Source organism: Streptosporangium sp. NPDC001559, from assembly GCF_042893955.1.
Classification (GTDB): domain Bacteria; phylum Actinomycetota; class Actinomycetes; order Streptosporangiales; family Streptosporangiaceae; genus Streptosporangium.
The window spans coordinates 188309-203616 of the sequence record NZ_JBIAVG010000017.1 but is presented as its reverse complement, the minus strand read 5'-3'; the positions used below and the strand labels follow the sequence as shown (position 1 = coordinate 203616).

At 72.0% G+C, this 15308-nt stretch carries 15 protein-coding genes and 1 riboswitch; of the genes, 5 read left to right on the top strand and 10 right to left on the bottom strand.

Going from position 1 to position 15308, the window contains the following annotated elements; genetic code table 11:
- Window position 1 precedes the first annotated feature (1 nt).
- Genes ACFYY8_RS32930 through ACFYY8_RS32915 form a run of 4 tightly spaced genes read right to left on the bottom strand, consistent with a single transcriptional unit; the run spans window position 2 to window position 2878 of the window.
- Window positions 2–451 carry a hypothetical protein gene (locus tag ACFYY8_RS32930; RefSeq protein WP_390047771.1) on the bottom strand — a complete coding sequence of 150 codons (450 nt, stop codon included), beginning with the start codon at window positions 449–451 and terminating at the stop codon, window positions 2–4.
- The gene (locus tag ACFYY8_RS32925; protein ID WP_390047769.1) at window positions 444–1613 is read right to left on the bottom strand and encodes a TRC40/GET3/ArsA family transport-energizing ATPase; all 1170 of its coding nucleotides are present in this window, start codon (window positions 1611–1613) and stop codon (window positions 444–446) included. Before ACFYY8_RS32925 ends, ACFYY8_RS32930 begins: the two co-directional genes overlap by 8 nt.
- A 16-nt stretch (window positions 1614–1629) precedes the next feature.
- A complete protein-coding gene (locus tag ACFYY8_RS32920) occupies window positions 1630–2067 on the bottom strand; it encodes an SRPBCC family protein (protein WP_390047766.1) in 438 nt (145 codons plus the stop codon).
- 43 nt (window positions 2068–2110) lie between these two features.
- Window positions 2111–2878: a metallophosphoesterase gene (locus ACFYY8_RS32915; RefSeq protein ID WP_390047764.1), complete on the bottom strand. Its 768-nt coding sequence runs from the start codon at window positions 2876–2878 to the stop codon at window positions 2111–2113.
- Between the two features lie 196 nt (window positions 2879–3074).
- Here ACFYY8_RS32915 and ACFYY8_RS32910 point away from each other — a divergent pair, with 196 nt between their 5' ends.
- The 5 genes from ACFYY8_RS32910 (at window position 3075) to ACFYY8_RS32890 (ending at window position 8122) form a co-directional block, all read left to right on the top strand.
- A complete protein-coding gene (locus ACFYY8_RS32910) occupies window positions 3075–4883 on the top strand; it encodes an AMP-dependent synthetase/ligase (protein WP_390047762.1) in 1809 nt (602 codons plus the stop codon).
- 160 nt (window positions 4884–5043) lie between these two features.
- Entirely contained in the window at window positions 5044–5454 is a 411-nt protein-coding gene (locus tag ACFYY8_RS32905; RefSeq protein WP_390047760.1) for a TOBE domain-containing protein, read from the top strand.
- 16 nt (window positions 5455–5470) lie between these two features.
- Window positions 5471–6235: a molybdate ABC transporter substrate-binding protein gene (gene modA, locus ACFYY8_RS32900; RefSeq protein WP_390047758.1), complete on the top strand. Its 765-nt coding sequence runs from the start codon at window positions 5471–5473 to the stop codon at window positions 6233–6235.
- 4 nt (window positions 6236–6239) lie between these two features.
- The gene (locus tag ACFYY8_RS32895; protein WP_390047756.1) at window positions 6240–7052 is read left to right on the top strand and encodes an ABC transporter permease; all 813 of its coding nucleotides are present in this window, start codon (window positions 6240–6242) and stop codon (window positions 7050–7052) included.
- Between the two features lie 29 nt (window positions 7053–7081).
- Window positions 7082–8122, top strand: coding sequence for an ABC transporter ATP-binding protein (locus ACFYY8_RS32890; protein ID WP_390047754.1), 1041 nt, complete (start codon window positions 7082–7084; stop codon window positions 8120–8122).
- Window positions 8123–8131: 9 nt separating this feature from the next.
- Here ACFYY8_RS32890 and ACFYY8_RS32885 read toward each other — a convergent pair whose 3' ends face one another.
- The 6 genes from ACFYY8_RS32885 to ACFYY8_RS32860 form a co-directional block, all read right to left on the bottom strand.
- A complete protein-coding gene (locus ACFYY8_RS32885; protein ID WP_390047752.1) occupies window positions 8132–9250 on the bottom strand; it encodes a glycosyltransferase family 4 protein in 1119 nt (372 codons plus the stop codon).
- Complete coding sequence (locus ACFYY8_RS32880) at window positions 9247–10536, bottom strand: M48 family metallopeptidase (protein ID WP_390047750.1); 1290 nt, start codon at window positions 10534–10536, stop codon at window positions 9247–9249. Before ACFYY8_RS32880 ends, ACFYY8_RS32885 begins: the two co-directional genes overlap by 4 nt.
- Window positions 10533–11315 carry a hypothetical protein gene (locus ACFYY8_RS32875; RefSeq protein ID WP_390047748.1) on the bottom strand — a complete coding sequence of 261 codons (783 nt, stop codon included), beginning with the start codon at window positions 11313–11315 and terminating at the stop codon, window positions 10533–10535. The genes ACFYY8_RS32880 and ACFYY8_RS32875 overlap by 4 nt, the downstream gene beginning before the upstream one ends.
- A gap of 96 nt (window positions 11316–11411) precedes the next feature.
- Window positions 11412–11894, bottom strand: a complete 483-nt coding sequence (locus tag ACFYY8_RS32870; protein WP_390047746.1) for a C40 family peptidase — start codon at window positions 11892–11894, stop codon at window positions 11412–11414.
- Window positions 11895–12063: 169 nt separating this feature from the next.
- Window positions 12064–12222: riboswitch (cyclic di-AMP (ydaO/yuaA leader) on the bottom strand.
- Between the two features lie 454 nt (window positions 12223–12676).
- A complete protein-coding gene (locus tag ACFYY8_RS32865) occupies window positions 12677–13693 on the bottom strand; it encodes an NlpC/P60 family protein (RefSeq protein ID WP_390047744.1) in 1017 nt (338 codons plus the stop codon).
- A 115-nt stretch (window positions 13694–13808) separates the two neighbouring features.
- A complete protein-coding gene (locus ACFYY8_RS32860) occupies window positions 13809–15131 on the bottom strand; it encodes an NYN domain-containing protein (protein WP_390047742.1) in 1323 nt (440 codons plus the stop codon).
- Window positions 15132–15308: the final 177 nt, after the last annotated feature.

Here is a 15308-nt window from a genome sequence, read left to right as displayed (position 1 = left end):
CTCATCCCAGGTCGATGTGCTCCACAGGGGTCTCCCGCTCACGCGCCCGCTGCCCCGGCGAGGGCCGGTTAAGCCCGTCGACGGCCGACCTGAACGCGGCGAAGAGCTCACTGCCCGCCTGCGTCAGGTGATCGACGACCGCGCCTCCCGCCTCGCGCTGCGCGGCCATCGCCCGGCAGACGGGGCAGGCCCGGCAGATGTACTCGTCGTGCTCGGAGACCGCCTCCTCCCACACGTCCCGGCTTCTCCCGCCACCGGTGAAACCACCGGTGAAGGCGCCGCCGATCCCGCCGATCGTGCCCTTGACCAGGCCCTTCCGCAGCTCTTTGGCCGCCTTCTGCTGGATCGTCTCGAAGAGTTTGAACGCCTCCTCGGCCGCGCTGCCCAGCGGGTCCCTGCCGTCGCCCGTGGCGCCGGTTCCCGTCGTCGTGTTCTCGGTCTTCTCAGTCATCAGGCCCTCCCGTCTCGAACCGTACCCGGAGAAGGCCGTCGCGGAGCACCGCCTCCCGTACGGCTCTGCGCGCCAGGGCCGCGGGCAGCGCCAGAACCCTGCGGTGGAAGCCCGCGTCGACGATCAGTTCGTCGCCCTTGCGCGCCACGTTCACCTGGCTCCTGTCGGCCAGCGGCAGCGCCAGGATCAGCTCTCCCTCCGGGGTGATCCGCAGCGGCGGATCCCCCTGCGGCGGGGCGAACGGGTCGGCCTGGCCGTACATGGCCTCGGCGACCCGGGCCAGCGCCGCGGGGCCGACGGGCTCGGCCTCAAGGTAGGGGACCGTGTGCACGGGCAGCGGGGCGAAGGACTCGGCGACCTCGGCCAGCCGCGCCGCCTGGGCCCGCACCCACCCGCTGCGCCACGGGTCGGCGCCCTCACCGGGGAAGACCCGGTTGGCGATCACCGCGTCCACGCGGTAGCCGTACAGGCTGAGGGAGGTGAGCGTACGGCGGGCCTCGGCGAGCACGACCGCCTCGGGGGTGAGCACGAGCCGGACGCTGGCCGAGGGGCCGGTGAGCAGCTCGCGGACCTCCAGCAGGCCGCGGTGGAACCGTTCCCCCGCCCCGATCACCTGGTCGTCGGGGACGCTGACCTGGGCCACCCTGCGCACCAGCGGCGCGACCGCGCGCAGCAGCCGCCTGCCCGCGGGCAGCAGCCGGTTGACGTGCCAGTCGAGGGCCTCCGGCAGGGCGAGCAGCCTGAGCGTCTCGGCGGTCGGCGCGCAGTCGACGACGACCACGTCCCACGCCCCGGCGCGGGCGTGCTCACGCAGCTGCAGCAGGGCGAGGACCTCCTCGGCGCCGGGCAGCACCGTGATCTCCTCGGCGGTGATCTCGTCGAGGCCGAGTTCGGCGAACAGTCCCCTGGCGTAGTCGCGCAGCTCGCCCCACTGGCGTTCGAGCGCCCGCTGGGTGTCCACCTGGTGCAGGTAGAGCCCGGGGACGACCTCGGCCGGCTCGCCCTTCGCGTCGACGCCGAGCGCGTCGGCGAGCGAGTGGGCGGTGTCGGTCGAGACCACGATCGTCTTCAGACCCTCCCCTGCCGCCCGTACGGCGGTCGCCGCCGCCGCGGTCGTCTTGCCGACACCACCCTTGCCGGTGAACAGCAGGATTCTGGTCACGAACCCTCCCCCTGGGTCAGGAACCCTCGACGCGCTTCTTCAACCCTCTCAGGGCGGTGTCGATGATGACCTTCTCCGCCTTACGCCTGACCATGCCGATCATCGGAACCTTGAGATCGACCGCCAGCTCGTAGGTCACCTCGGTGCCGCCACGCGTCTCGGTCAGGCGGTAACTCCCGGTGAGCCCAGAGATCATCCTGCCCGTCTCGGTGACACTCCAATCGACGGATTCGTCCCCGTGCCAGACGTAACCGAGGGTGTACTCGTCGCTGATCACCCCGGCGTCCAGGGAGAACCTGACGGTCTCCGGCAGGCCGTCGGACCCGGTGGACAGGACGCGCGCCGTTCTCACCTGTCCCGCCCAGTCGGGATACGCCGGGAAGTCGGCGATCACCTTCATGACAGTGGGCCGGTCTGCGGCGATGACGATGTTCGAGGTGGTGCGGTCAGCCATGGGTTCACCGTACTCTTTCGACCGTTCCGCGACGATCTCCGGCTCACCACTCGAGCGCGAAGGGCACCCCTCTGCCGCGGAAGTGCCCGACGTTGAGGCACTCGGTCCTGCCGACGCGGGTGCGGGCCGCCAGCGGCTGGTGGACGTGGCCGAAGAGCGCGTAGCGCGGCTGGGTGCGCCTGATCGCCTCAAGGGTGGCCTCGCTGCCCCGCTCGAACCGCCGGGCGACCACGTCGTAGAGCAGTTCGGGGATGGCCGGGGGGATGTGGCAGCACAGCACGTCCACCTCGCCGACCGCCTCGACCTTGCGCGCGAACTCCTCGTCGTCGATCTCGTTCGGCGTCCGGTACCGCGTGCGCAGCCCCCCGCCGACGAAGCCGAAGCGCAGGCCGCCGATCTCGACGCTCTGCCCGTCGAGCACGTGGTGCCCGTGCCGGACGTAGTCCGACCAGTAACGCGGCACGTCCACGTTGCCGTGGGTGATGTAGGCGGGTGTCGGCATCGCGGCGAAGATCTCGGCGTACTGCCCGCGCACCAGGCGCTCGATGTGGTCGGCCGGGTCACCGTCGAGCGAGGCCCACAGCTCGGCCGTCATCCGCCTGGCCTCGTCGAAGCGGCGGGCCGTCCGCAGCCCGACGAGCCTCGTCGCCGCCTCGGCGCCGAACAGCTCGGGGAAGATGCCCTGGGAGTGGTCGGCGTAGTCGACGAACAGGATCAGGTCTCCCAGGCAGACCAGCGCGTCGGCGCCGTCCGCCGCGCGGGCCAGGGCGTCCGCTCTTCCGTGCACATCGCTGACGACATGGACCCGCATGCCGCCATCCTAGGTCGCCCGCGCCCCGCCGTCTCGGATGCCGTCCCGGGTGCCGCGACACGGACGGCCGGACATCGATCAGGAGGTCACGCCCGGCGGGGCTGATACCGTGAGACCGCCCCCGGGAACGCCTGGTGAGGAATCCGCCGTGACGACCTCCAGGCGTCCGCCGACCGCGCGTCCTCTGGAGTCACCCGTGCGTGAGTACAGCGTCCCCGTGCTCGTGGATGTCCCCTCCTCCGCCAACCTGACCGACACGGTCTTCCTGCGCGGCGAACGGGAGCCCGGCAGGGTCTCGCTGCGCCGCAAGTCCGGCGACGACTGGGTCGCCGTGACCGCGGGCGAGTTCCGCGAGCAGGTCCTCGCGGTGGCCAGGGGGCTGGTGGCGGCCGGGGTCGAGGCCGGTGACCGGGTGGCCCTGATGTCGCGGACCCGCTACGAGTGGACCGTGATCGACTACGCGATCTGGACGGCGGGAGCCGTCGGCGTGCCGATCTACGAGAGCTCCTCGGCCGACCAGGTCAGGTGGATCCTCTCCGACAGCGGCGCGCGGGCGGTCTTCGTCGAGCTGGACGCGCACGAGGAGACGGTGCGCGAGGCCACGGCCGATCTTCCCGGGCTCGACCACGTGTGGAACATCGAGGGCGGCGCCCTGGCCAAGCTGGCCGAGGGCGGCGCCGAGGTGGACGAGCGGACGGTCGAGGAGCGCAGGAGCGGGCGCGGCGGGAGCGACCTGGCGACCATCGTCTACACCTCGGGCACGACGGGCCGCCCGAAGGGCTGCGCGCTGACCCACGACAACCTGCTGTTCACCGCGAGGAACGTCGCGGCGGGCCCGCTCGAACCGCTGTTCACCGCCGACAGCGCGGCGCTGCTCTTCCTGCCGCTCGCGCACGTCTTCGCCCGCATGATCCAGCTCGTGCTGCTGGAGACGGGCACGGTCCTGGCTCACTCCCCCAACATGAAGAACGTCGCCCCCGACCTGCGGGGCTTCAGGCCGACGTTCCTGCTGGGCGTGCCCAGGGTGTTCGAGAAGGTCTACAACGCCGCCGAGCTGAAGGCCACCGTGGAGGGCAAGGGGAAGATCTTCCACGCCGCCGCCACGACGGCCATCGCCTGGAGCCGCGCCGAGTCGGCGGGCGGCGCCGGGTTCGGGCTCAACCTCAGACGCGCCCTGTTCGACAGGCTGGTGTACGGCAAGCTCCGCGCGGCCACCGGCGGCAGGCTCTCCGCGGCCGTCTCCGGCGGTTCGGCGCTGGGTGAACGGCTCTCGCACTTCTTCAGGGGCGTCGGCATCGAGGTCTACGAGGGCTGGGGCCTGACCGAGACCTCGGCGCCCTCCGCCGTCAACCAGCCGGGCGCCAACAAGATCGGAACCGTCGGCAAGCCGTTCCCCGGCGTCACGATCGGCATCGCCGACGACGGTGAGGTGCTGGTCAAGGGCCGCCACGTCTTCCACGGCTACTGGAACGACGAGAAGGCGACCGCGGAGGTCGTCGACGCCGACGGCTGGTTCCACACCGGTGATGTCGGCGAGCTCGACCAGGACGGTTACCTGCGCATCACCGGGCGCAAGAAGGAGATCATCGTCACCGCCGCGGGCAAGAACGTCTCCCCCGGGCCGATGGAGGACCGCATCCGCGCCCACCCCCTGGTCAGCCAGGCGATGGTGGTCGGCGACGGCAGGCCGTTCGTCGCGGCGCTGGTGACGCTCGACCCGGAGGCGCTCGACCGGTGGAAGACGGCCAACGGCAGGGCGGGGGCGAGCGTCGCCGACCTCAGTCACGACCCGGCGATCCACGCCGAGGTGCAGAAGGCCGTCGACGAGGCCAACCGGGCGGTCTCGAAGGCCGAGCAGATCAAGAAGTTCACCGTGCTCGACATCGACCTCACCGAGGAGAGCGGGCACGTCACCCCCTCGATGAAGATCAAGCGCGCCGTGGTCACCCGTGACTTCGCCGACCGGATCGACGCCCTGTACGGCGGCGCCGTGCACACCCCCTGACCACTCCTCTCTCCGCCGCGGTGACCGGCCAGGTCACCGCGGCTTTCGCGTTCCCACACCTCGGGCATCGCGAATACGGCACCGGAAGGCCCATTGGCCACGCGTCTGCAAGGGAGCCCGGCTCTTGCACCTGGAATATGCGAAGGTATGGTGATTGTTCGTGACGACGTTTCGGATCAGCGAGGCCGCCACGCTGCTCGGGGTCAGCCCCGACACCGTCCGCAGGTGGATCGACGCAGGCAGGCTCGCCGCCCGCCGGGACGACAACGGCCACCGGACGGTCGAGGGGGCCGACCTGGCCGCCTTCGCCCGCTCGCAGGTCGAGACGGGCGGCGGCTCCGGGCGCTCCTCGGCGCGCAACCGCCTGCGCGGGATCGTGACCGAGGTGATCAAGGACTCGGTGATGGCCCAGGTGGAGATCGCCGCCGGGCCGTACCGGGTGGTTTCGCTGATGAGCCGCCAGGCCGCCGACGAGCTCGGCCTGGCGGCGGGGGTGGTGGCGGTCGCCGTGATCAAGTCCACCAACGTCGTCGTGGAGATCGCCGACCCCGCTCGCGCGGTGGGTCAGTAAGGAGACCTCGTTGCCCATGCGGCCGACCACGTTCCGCCCCGCCCTCGCCCTCGTGCTCACGGCGGCCCTGTCCGGCTGCGGCTCCCGGGACGCCTCCTCCGGCGGCGGGGCGACGACGCTGACCGTGTTCGCCGCGGCCTCGCTGACCGGAACGTTCACCGAGCTGGGCAAGGTCTTCGAGGCCGAGGCCCCGGGCACCACGGTGCGGTTCAACTTCGGCTCGAGCGCCACGCTGGCCCAGCAGATCGTCCAGGGCGCCCCCGCCGACGTCTTCGCCGCCGCCAGTCCCGCCACGATGAAGACCGTCACCGACGCCTCCCTGGCCGCGGCCCCGGTCACGTTCGTGCGCAACACGCTGCAGATCGCCGTGCCCGTGGACAACCCCGCCAAGGTGGACGACCTGAAGGATCTCACCGACCCCAAGGTCAAGGTCGCCCTGTGCGCCGTTCAGGTGCCGTGCGGCGCCGCGGCCGCCAGGGCACTCGACGCCGCGGGCCTCAAGGTCACCCCGGTCACCCTGGAACAGGACGTGAAGGCGACCCTGACCAAGGTCGAGCTCGGCGAGGTGGACGCCGCCCTGGTCTACAGGACCGACGTGATCGCCTCCGGGGGCGAGGTCAGGGGCATCGGCTTCCCCGAGGCGGACAAGGCGATCAACGACTACCCCGTCGCGACGCTGACCAAGGCGCCCTCCCCCGGCCTCGCCAGGAGGTTCGTCGACCTGGTGCTGTCACCCCGGGGCAGGGACGTGCTGACCAAGGCGGGCTTCGAGGCCCCCTGATCCCGTGACACGCTCCCGGAGCCGGACATACGGAAGCCAGGGCCGCCCGCCCTGGCTCCTGCTGCTGCCCGCCCTCCTGGGTGTCGCCTTCCTGGTCCTGCCACTGGCCGGGCTGCTGGTGCGCGCGCCCTGGCCGACCATGGCCGCGCGGCTGGCCGAGCCCCAGGTACTGCAGGCGCTGCGCCTGTCGCTGGTGACCGCGACCCTGGCCACGCTCGCCTGCCTGCTGCTCGGCGTGCCGCTGGCCTGGCTGCTGGCCCGGGTCTCCTTCCCCGGGCGACGCCTGCTGCGCGCCCTGATCACCGTCCCCCTGGTGCTGCCCCCCGTGGTCGGCGGGGTCGCGCTGCTGCTGGTGCTGGGGCGGCGCGGCCTGGTCGGCCGGTGGCTCGACGAGACCCTCGGCGTCGGCCTGCCCTTCACCACCGCCGGGGTCGTGGTCGCCGAGGCCTTCGTCGCCATGCCGTTCCTGGTCATCAGCGTCGAGGGGGCGCTGCGCGCCGCCGACACGCGCCTTGAGGAGGCCGCGGCCACGCTGGGCGCCTCCCGGCTGACCGTCTTCCGCCGAGTGACCCTGCCGCTGGTCGCCCCCGGCGTGCTGGCCGGGGCCGTACTGTGCTGGGCCCGCGCTCTCGGCGAGTTCGGCGCGACCATCACCTTCGCCGGGAACTTCCCCGGGAGGACCCAGACCATGCCGCTGGCGGTCTATCTGGCGCTGGAGACCGAGCCCGAGGCGGCCGTCGTGCTCAGCCTCGTCCTCCTGGCCGTCTCCGTGGTCATCCTGGCCTGTCTGCGTGACCGCTGGACGGGCACGCCGTGAGCCCGCGCGAGCGGTGGCCGAGGGGTCCCATGACCCTGCGGGCCCGCGTCGTCGTCACCAGGCCCTCCTTCCGCCTCGACATCGGCCTGACCGTCGCCCCCGGCCAGGTCGTCGCGCTGCTCGGCCCGAACGGCGCGGGCAAGACGACCGCGCTGCGTGCCCTGGCCGGGCTCACCCCCATGGACGACGGCCACATCACCCTGGACGGGCGTCCCCTGCACACGCTGCCGGTCGAGCACCGCCCGGTCGGCATGGTCTTCCAGGACTATCTGCTCTTTCCCCACCTCTCCGCCCTGGAGAACGTCGCCTTCGGACCGCGCTGCCAGGGCGCGGGCCGGGCGCGGGCGCGCCGTACGGCCGCCGAATGGCTGAGGCGGGTCGGCCTTGAGGAGTACGCGGCGACCAGGCCGGGACGCCTCTCGGGCGGGCAGGCCCAGCGGGTCGCCCTGGCCCGCGCCCTTGCCGCCGAGCCGCGCCTGCTGCTGCTGGACGAGCCGCTGGCCGCGCTGGACGCCCACACCCGGCTGGAGATCCGCTCCCGGCTGCGCCGCCACCTGGCCGACTTCGACGGCGCGACCGTCCTGGTCACCCACGACCCGCTGGACGCCATGGTCCTCGCCGACCTGCTGGTCGTCGTCGAGGACGGCACGGTCGTGCAGGAGGGCACCCCGGCTGAGGTGGCCCGCCGCCCGCGCACCGACTACGTCGCCCGCCTGGTCGGCCTCAACCTCCACCGCGGCGTCGCGACCGGCTCGCACGTCACGGTCGGCACCGGTGACGGAGTGCGCTTCAGCGTGGCCGAACCCGTCGAGGGCCCGGCGTTCGTCGCGTTCGCCCCCGCCGCGGTCGCCCTGTACCGGACACGCCCCGACGGGAGTCCGCGCAACCTGTGGCGGGCCGTGATCGAGGGCGTGGAACGCCACGGCGACAGCGTCCGCGTGCACCTGGAGGGGCCGCTGCCCGTCGCGGCCGACGTCACCACCGCCGCGGTCGCCGAGCTGGGCCTGGCCCCCGGGCAGTCGATCTGGGCCTCGGTCAAGGCGACCGAGACCCACGCCTATCCGGCCTGAACCGGCCGCTCAGGGTCCGGCGTCGAGCAGGTGGGCGAAGCGGCCGGTGACGTGGCTCCAGTCCCACTCCTGCTCGGTCCAGGCGCGCCCGCGCTCCCCCATCTGCCTGGCCCGCGCCGGGTCGTCGAGCAGGCGGACCAGTGCCCCGGCGACCTCCTCCGGGCGGGCGCCGTCGACGACCAGGCCTGTCTCGCCGTCCAGCACCGCGTCCGGGGCACCGCCTGAGGAGCCCGCGACCACGGGCAGCCCGGTGGCCGAGGCCTCCAGGTAGACGATGCCGAGCCCCTCCACGTCGAGGCCTCCCAGCCTCGTACGGCACGGCATGGCGAAGACGTCTCCCGCGTCGAGGTAGCCGGGCAGCGACGCCCACGGGACCGGGCCGGTCATCACGACCGAGCCGCCCAGGGGCCGGGCCAGGCGTTCCAGCGCGCCCCGGTAGGGGCCGCCGCCGACGATCAGCAGGACCGCCTCGGGAACCGCGCCGAGCACCCGGGGCCAGGCCCGCAACAGGACGTCCTGGCCCTTGCGCGGCACGAGCCTGGACAGGCAGACCACGACGGGACGCCCCCGGAGGCCGAGTTCGGCGCGGACCGCCTCGCCCCCGGCGCCGGGGCGGAACAGGCCGGTGTCGACGCCGGGGGCGAGCCGTACCAGGCGGTCCTGGGGGATCACCCTGGCCAGGCGCCGCCGGGTGTACTCCCCCAGGTAGGTCACCGTGTCCGCGTGCGCGCCGATCCTGGCCAGCAGCCTTCCGACGACCGGGACGCCGGCCCAGGCGGCCTCGTGGCCGTGGGTGAGCATGACGATCCGCCGCGCCCCGGCCGCGCGCATCCCGGGCGCGAGCAGGCCGAGCGGCGCCGCCGCCCCGAAGACCACCGTCTCGCACTTGAACTCGGCCACCAGCCGGGCGGCCCTGCGGGCGACCTGCCGGGTGGGCAGCATCAGGGAGGTGGGGTGACGCACGACCGGGTACGGCTGCCCCGCGTCGAAGGTCGTGGCCCCCGGCCAGCGCGGGGCGTAGACCACCACCGTCTCCGGCGGGCGGCCGGCGGCCAGGCCGTGCACGAACGACTGGATGCCCCCGGCCCTCGGCGGGAAGTCGTTGGTGACGATCAGCGTGCGGGTCACGGTTTCCCGGCGCCGTTCAGCAGGGCCCAGGAGCGGGCCATGGCGATGCGCTGCGGCGTCGTGGGATGAGACACATAGAGCAGATATTCAATGACATCTGGCGACAAATCAGAAATGTTGGTGATCGCAAGCCGCTTCTGCATGGCCACGAACGTCTCGGGCCGCCGCGTCAGGTCGAGCGCGTGCGCGTCGGCGCGGGCCTCGATGTGTCTGCTGATCACGTTCTGCGCCGGGCCCGACAGCACGGTCGCCAGGCTCAGCAGCCCCATCAGGAGCCCGACCGCCCTGGGGTCCGCGGCCGAGGGGACGCCGGTGCGGCGCCGTACCGGACCGGCCGAGGTGATCAGGTAGAGCAGGCAGGCCCCGCAGGCGGCGCCGAGCGCGCCGACGAGCGTGCCGTACAGCACGTCGCCCGCCTTGGCGTGGCCGAGCTCGTGCGCCACCACCAGTTCGACCTCGTCGGCCGGGGCCCGCAGCAGCGTGTCGTAGACCACGATCCTGCGGGTCGCGCCGAACCCCGAGACGTAGGCGTTGAGCGCGGTCGTGCGCCGGGAGGCGTCGGCCACGAGCACGTCCTCGACCGGGACTCCGTCCTTGGCCGCCATGTCGAGCAGGCCGGAGCGCAGCTCACCGGCGGCCATGGGCTTGAAGTCGTTGAACAGGGGCTCGACGACCACGGGGTAGGCGAAGGAGGCGAGCATGGTCAGCGCGAAGGCCCCGATCGCCGCGGGCAGCCACCACCGCCGGTAGCGGCGGGCCAGCCCGACCACGGCGACCACCATGATCGCCGTCAGCACGGCGCCGACCGCGGTGTTCTTGATCCGGTCGGCCGACCACGACGCCCAGGTCTGGGTGGACAGGCCGTACTCGCGCAGATAGGTCTCCGCCCACATGCCGAACGGCCAGCGCAGCACCGCGACGGCCGCGGAGATCGCCAGCACGCCGAGCAGCGCCCGCAGCCACCACGGCCCCCGCAGGCGGCCCAGCAGCCGCGCGCCGAGCGGGGTGGCGACCAGCGCCCCGGCCACGACCAGCGTCAGTCCCAGGGACAGGTAGGACGGCAGGCTCACCGCGGCGTCGAACGCCTCCGCCCTGGCGATCTGCGCCGGGGTGAAGTCACGGGCCGGGTCCGGCGCGACGTACGGCGCCGCCTCGGGCAGCGCCCGCCACGGCGTGGTGAACGCCACGACCGCCAGCGTGATCGCCCCCAGGACGGCGAGCGCGATCCCCGCCCCTCTGGCCCCGCCCCGCTCCCGCGCCGGTGTCTCCTCCACGCTCCGCGTCATGAGAGTTCCCTCCGGAGATGGTCGCGCCACGCGGCGGTGAACTCCGCCCGCGACAGGCCCAGCGTGCTGTCAACATCGCTACCGTAAAGCCTCACCAGCGCCTTCTCACCGAAGCGCTCCGCGACGTACCGGCACGCGAGCCAGGCCTCCTCGTAGGCCTGCGCGAGCCTGGGGGCTCCGGGGGCGAAGCCGTCCCGGCCGGGAAGCTCCGAGGGCAGGACGTCCGCGCGCACCTCGGCCGCGAGTTCGGCCGCCACCGTCCTGACGGCGATCCCCGCGTCCCGGTAGCCCACGTAGTCGGCGAACCCCTCCGACAGCCACATCGGGACCCGCCCGCCCCTGGTGGCACCGGTCGCCAGATGGGTCAGCTCGTGGGTGATCACCACGTCCCTGCCGGTCGCGCTGAGCCTGGCGTATCCCGACGGCACCACGATCACCCGGTCCGCGGTCGCCAGCGCGGCCAGCCCGCCGGTCCGCGCCGTCCCCGCGAGCTCCGCGGCCTCGTCGTCGGTCGCGGGGACCACCACCACCGCCCTGACCGGCCCCCAGACCCGCGCGATCGTACGGCAGGCACGGTCGGCCCTGGCTGCGAGATCACGCAGTTCGGCGGGCGGGACACGGTGGCCGACGACGAGAGAGCGCTCACCCCGGACCACCTCGGCGGCGCCGGGCCACAGGTCGCGGGCCGTCTCCGGCGCGGGCCTCGCCCCGCCGAGCCCGGCGCCCGCCAGCGCGAGCATCCCGGCGAGCACGGCGCGGCGCCCCTTCGGGACGGACATGGCAGCCGATGCTAGCCGACGCCCCGGCCGGAACGTTCCCCGGCAGGCGACGGCCCCGCCCATCCGGAGGGGGATGGGCGGGGCCGTCCGCCGCTGTCAGGTGCCGGGACGGACCGCTCCGGCGAAGGCGGACCTGTAGTACCCCTTCAACGTCACGATCCTGACCGACTTGCCGCTGCTCGGCGAGTGGATCATCTTGCCGTGGCCGACGTACATGCCGACGTGGCCCTTGCCGTAGAAGAACAGCAGGTCACCGAGGTGCAACTTGCTCCACGAGACCTTCTTCCTGACCGCGCGGTACTGGCTGCCCGTCACCCGGGGAAGGGAGACGCCCGCCTTGCGCCACGCGTACTGGACCAGGCCCGAGCAGTCGAACGCTCCAGGACCGGAGGCACCCCACCGGTACGGATCGCCGATCTGTTTCCTGGCCGTCGCCACGGCCGTCCTGGCCCTGGACCGCTGCCGTGCGGCCCGGTTCTTCGTGACCTTCGCCGTGCGCTTGACACGGGCCTTCGCCGTGTTCGCGGCAGCGCCCTTCGACGTGCCCTTCGATGCGCTCTTCGACGTGTCCTTCGCCATGCTCCTGGCCTGAACCGCGACCGCGGTATCCGTTGTCGCCTGTGCTGTTGCCGGCCCCAGTGCCACCGCTCCGGTTGAGGCGGTCAGCGTGAGGACGAACCCGCCCAGGTAAAGGCGGAAAAAGCGCGACAAACGGGGGTTTTGCAGGGTGGTAGACAGGATTTCTCCTTGGGACTTCCACTGATGCCTACCGGGTTAGCTGACGGGTTCGGGCTGGGAAGACGCCCTACGACGGCAAACATGTCGATTCACCCCTGGCCACATGTCAAGGGCCGATGGTTCCCCGGCTCCGTGCCTCCTGGCTGCACGAACTCGGCGGGCCGCCGTGATGGGAACCGATCCCTTCGGGGGACGGCGGCCTACTGGATATCTATACGGACACCGGCCACAGGACCGGCGTTCGACGCGGTGGCATGGCTTGCTCACTGCGACCGCCAGAAGGTACCCCGATCACCAAGCCCCGGCAAAGACCCCATCAAATACGAAGATCCACAAAAAGGTTTTCATGTTTACGAAAGGCCTGATAGTGCGGCATCACGATCTTATAAATATGACCCTTGTCACACTCGAAACGATCTTCCAGAGAAGCGCAACAAGTGTCACATAAATCACATTTATCAGTGACTTCCCAAAGCGCACCTTCGTCTATAAGGGCGCCGAACAGGACCACTCAGGCGATCCCGGACATGCAAACGGGCCGCCCGTGGAACGGACGACCCGCGGTCGCGAAGGCGCTCAGACGGCCCCCAGAGGCCCCGTGGACGTGGACGGGGCCAAGAGGGTCAGGGACGGACGGCCCCGACCAGACGGCCGCCGTAGGAGGAGAGAGGGACGACCTTGACGACGTCTCCGGTCTGAGGAGCATGGATGATCTTGCCGTTGCCCGCGTAGAGGCCGACGTGCCCCAGACCCTGGCTGAAGAGGAGGTCCCCCGGCTGGAGGTCGCTCAGCGAGACCTTGCGCTTGGCGCCCCAGCTCCACTGCTCCCAGGTGGTGCGGGGCAGGCTCACGCCTCCGCTGCGCCAGGAGGCCTGCACGAACCCGGAGCAGTCCCAGCTGTCCGGGCCGGTGCCGCCGTACCGGTAGGGCTTGCCGAGCTGGGCGAAGGCGAAGGTCAGGGCGGCCCTGGCGTTGCCCGAGGCGGAGCCGTTGTACTGCATGCCGGTGCTGTTGGGATCGCCCGGCCTGAAGGTGCCGAGGTCGCGCAGCACCTTCGTCTGGATTTTGATCATCTTCTCGACCTTTTCCTTCTCGTCGGCCAGTTCGTCGCGCGTCTGGTCCGCGTCGGCCAAGGCCTGCTTGGCCTTGTCGCGGTTGTCACGCAGCGTCTTGTTGGCCTCGTCGAAGGCATGCAGGCTCTCGGCACGGGAGGCGGAGATCTGGTCGGCCGTGGCCAGGCCGCTCAGCACCAGGTTGGGGTTGACCTCCCCGACGAGGTTCGGCCAGCCGATGGCGCCGCCCTGGTAGGTGGTGACGGCCATGGTGACGAGGTCGTCGCGGAGCCCGGCGACCTTCGCGGCCTGCTTCGACAGGTCGGCGTTCAGGTCCGCGTACTTCTTGCGGGCCCTCTTCCACTTCTCGCCCGCCTGGTTGTACTTCTCGACGAGCTGGTCGGCCTGCTCGTTGAGCTTGGCCAGCTTCTGCTTGGTCTGCGCGACCGTCGGCTTCGGCTTGGCCGCCGCACTCCCGATCGGAGTCACCAGCAGGGCCAGGGCCAGTCCCGCAGCCATCGGCACACGCACGAACCCGATCGGCACACCCGCCACGGCCACGACGCCGCCTCCCCATGCAAAGACCACGTAAAGACCTGGGGCGAAATAGTACAGAACCGGTAAGGGTCAGCTCACCTTTTTGGCGGTTTTGTTCTTTACCTGTAGATGTCAGCAGGCGGCGACCCGGCCCGGGAAGGGTGGATCAGGCGCGTCCGAGCCTGCGCAGGAGCAGCACCGCGGGAACGGGCCTGGCGCCCATCCGGCGGACCGACTCGGCCACCTCGCGGTCGGAGGAGACGACCGCGACGGCCCGCCCGACGGGCTCGGCCCGCACGAGCTGGCGGATCAGGTCGTCGGCGATCTGCCCGGGGGAGCTGAACATCACCCGGACGCCGCGCGGCGCGGAGACCGGCACCGGGCCGTTCAGCTCGGCGCCGTCGAAGACGCAGGTCAGCTCGGTGCGGGTCTGGGCGTACAGCGCGCCGAGCCCGGTCAGCAGCCGGTTGCGCTGGTCGGCCAGGGTCAGCGCGCCGTACCCGGTCTTGGTCACGTTGTAGCCGTCCACGATCAGATGGATCTGCGGCAGCGCGAGCAGCTGGTCGAGCAGGGCGGGATCGTCGTCGGCCAGGGCCCGCGCGGGCACCGCCTGGACCCCGTGCCTGCCCGGCGCGACAGAGGAGACGGAGTCGGCGGGCCGGTGGATGCTCGACGGCAGCGCCAGCTCCCTGCGCAGCCCGGCCGCGGCGTCCTGCAGGGCGTCGAGCAGCATGCGGACCTTGGTGTCCTCCACGCTGCGGCCCTCACGGGCGGCCCTTCGCGTGGCCTCAAGCTGCCGTTCGGCATCGGCCACCCGTTCCCGCAGGCGCCGCAGCTCGCTCTCCCCCGCGCTCCCCGCGGCGGTCGCGGCGGCCTTGGCCTCCTGCGCGGCCTCCTCCATCTCGGCGGCACGCGCCTCGGCGGCCCTGGCCCGCTCCCTGGCGTCGTGCAGTCTGCGGCGCAGGTCGGAGATCTCGGACCTGGACCCCTTGAGCTGCTCACGCAGCCGGTCGGCCTCCTCCTTGGCCGATGCCTTCTGCGCGGCCAGCTGCTCGCGCAGCCGGGTGAGCGTCTGCTCCTGCGCCGACCCCTCGGCGACGGCGGCGGAGCGCTCAAGGTCGGCGCGGGCGGTCTCGACCATCTCCACCCAGCCGGGCGGCCTGGTCAGATAGGCCGCGGCCGCCACCAGCACCGGCTCGGCCGCGGGCGGCGCGACACCCTCGGCGAGGCTTTCGACCAGCTCGGGCCAGCTCGCGGCCAGCGTCTCCGCGACCAGCTCGCGGAACTTCTTGTCGGTCTCCAGCTGGGCGGCGATCGGCGCGCCACCCAGCCTGGCCCGTTTTCTCGGGTCGAACTTGGCGATCCCCCGCAGCGGCGCGGGCATCACGGTCTGCGGCATCGACCCCAGGACCTGGGACGCCAGCTCCACGACGTGTAAGCGGACCTGCTCGGGCAGTGGACGAGACAGGCCCTCTCCGGCTGAACTCATCACGGCCCCTACTCGGATCGGTCTTCACGTCAAGGGTACGGCTACCTCACCCGGGCACCGACCTGGCCGACGGCCGCCGCCCCCCTTCCCAGGCGAACGTGACATCGGCGACAGGTGTCCGGCCAGGTGCCCCGGCCGTACCGGGCACAGTCGTGTCCATACCTGGCCAATTCAGAT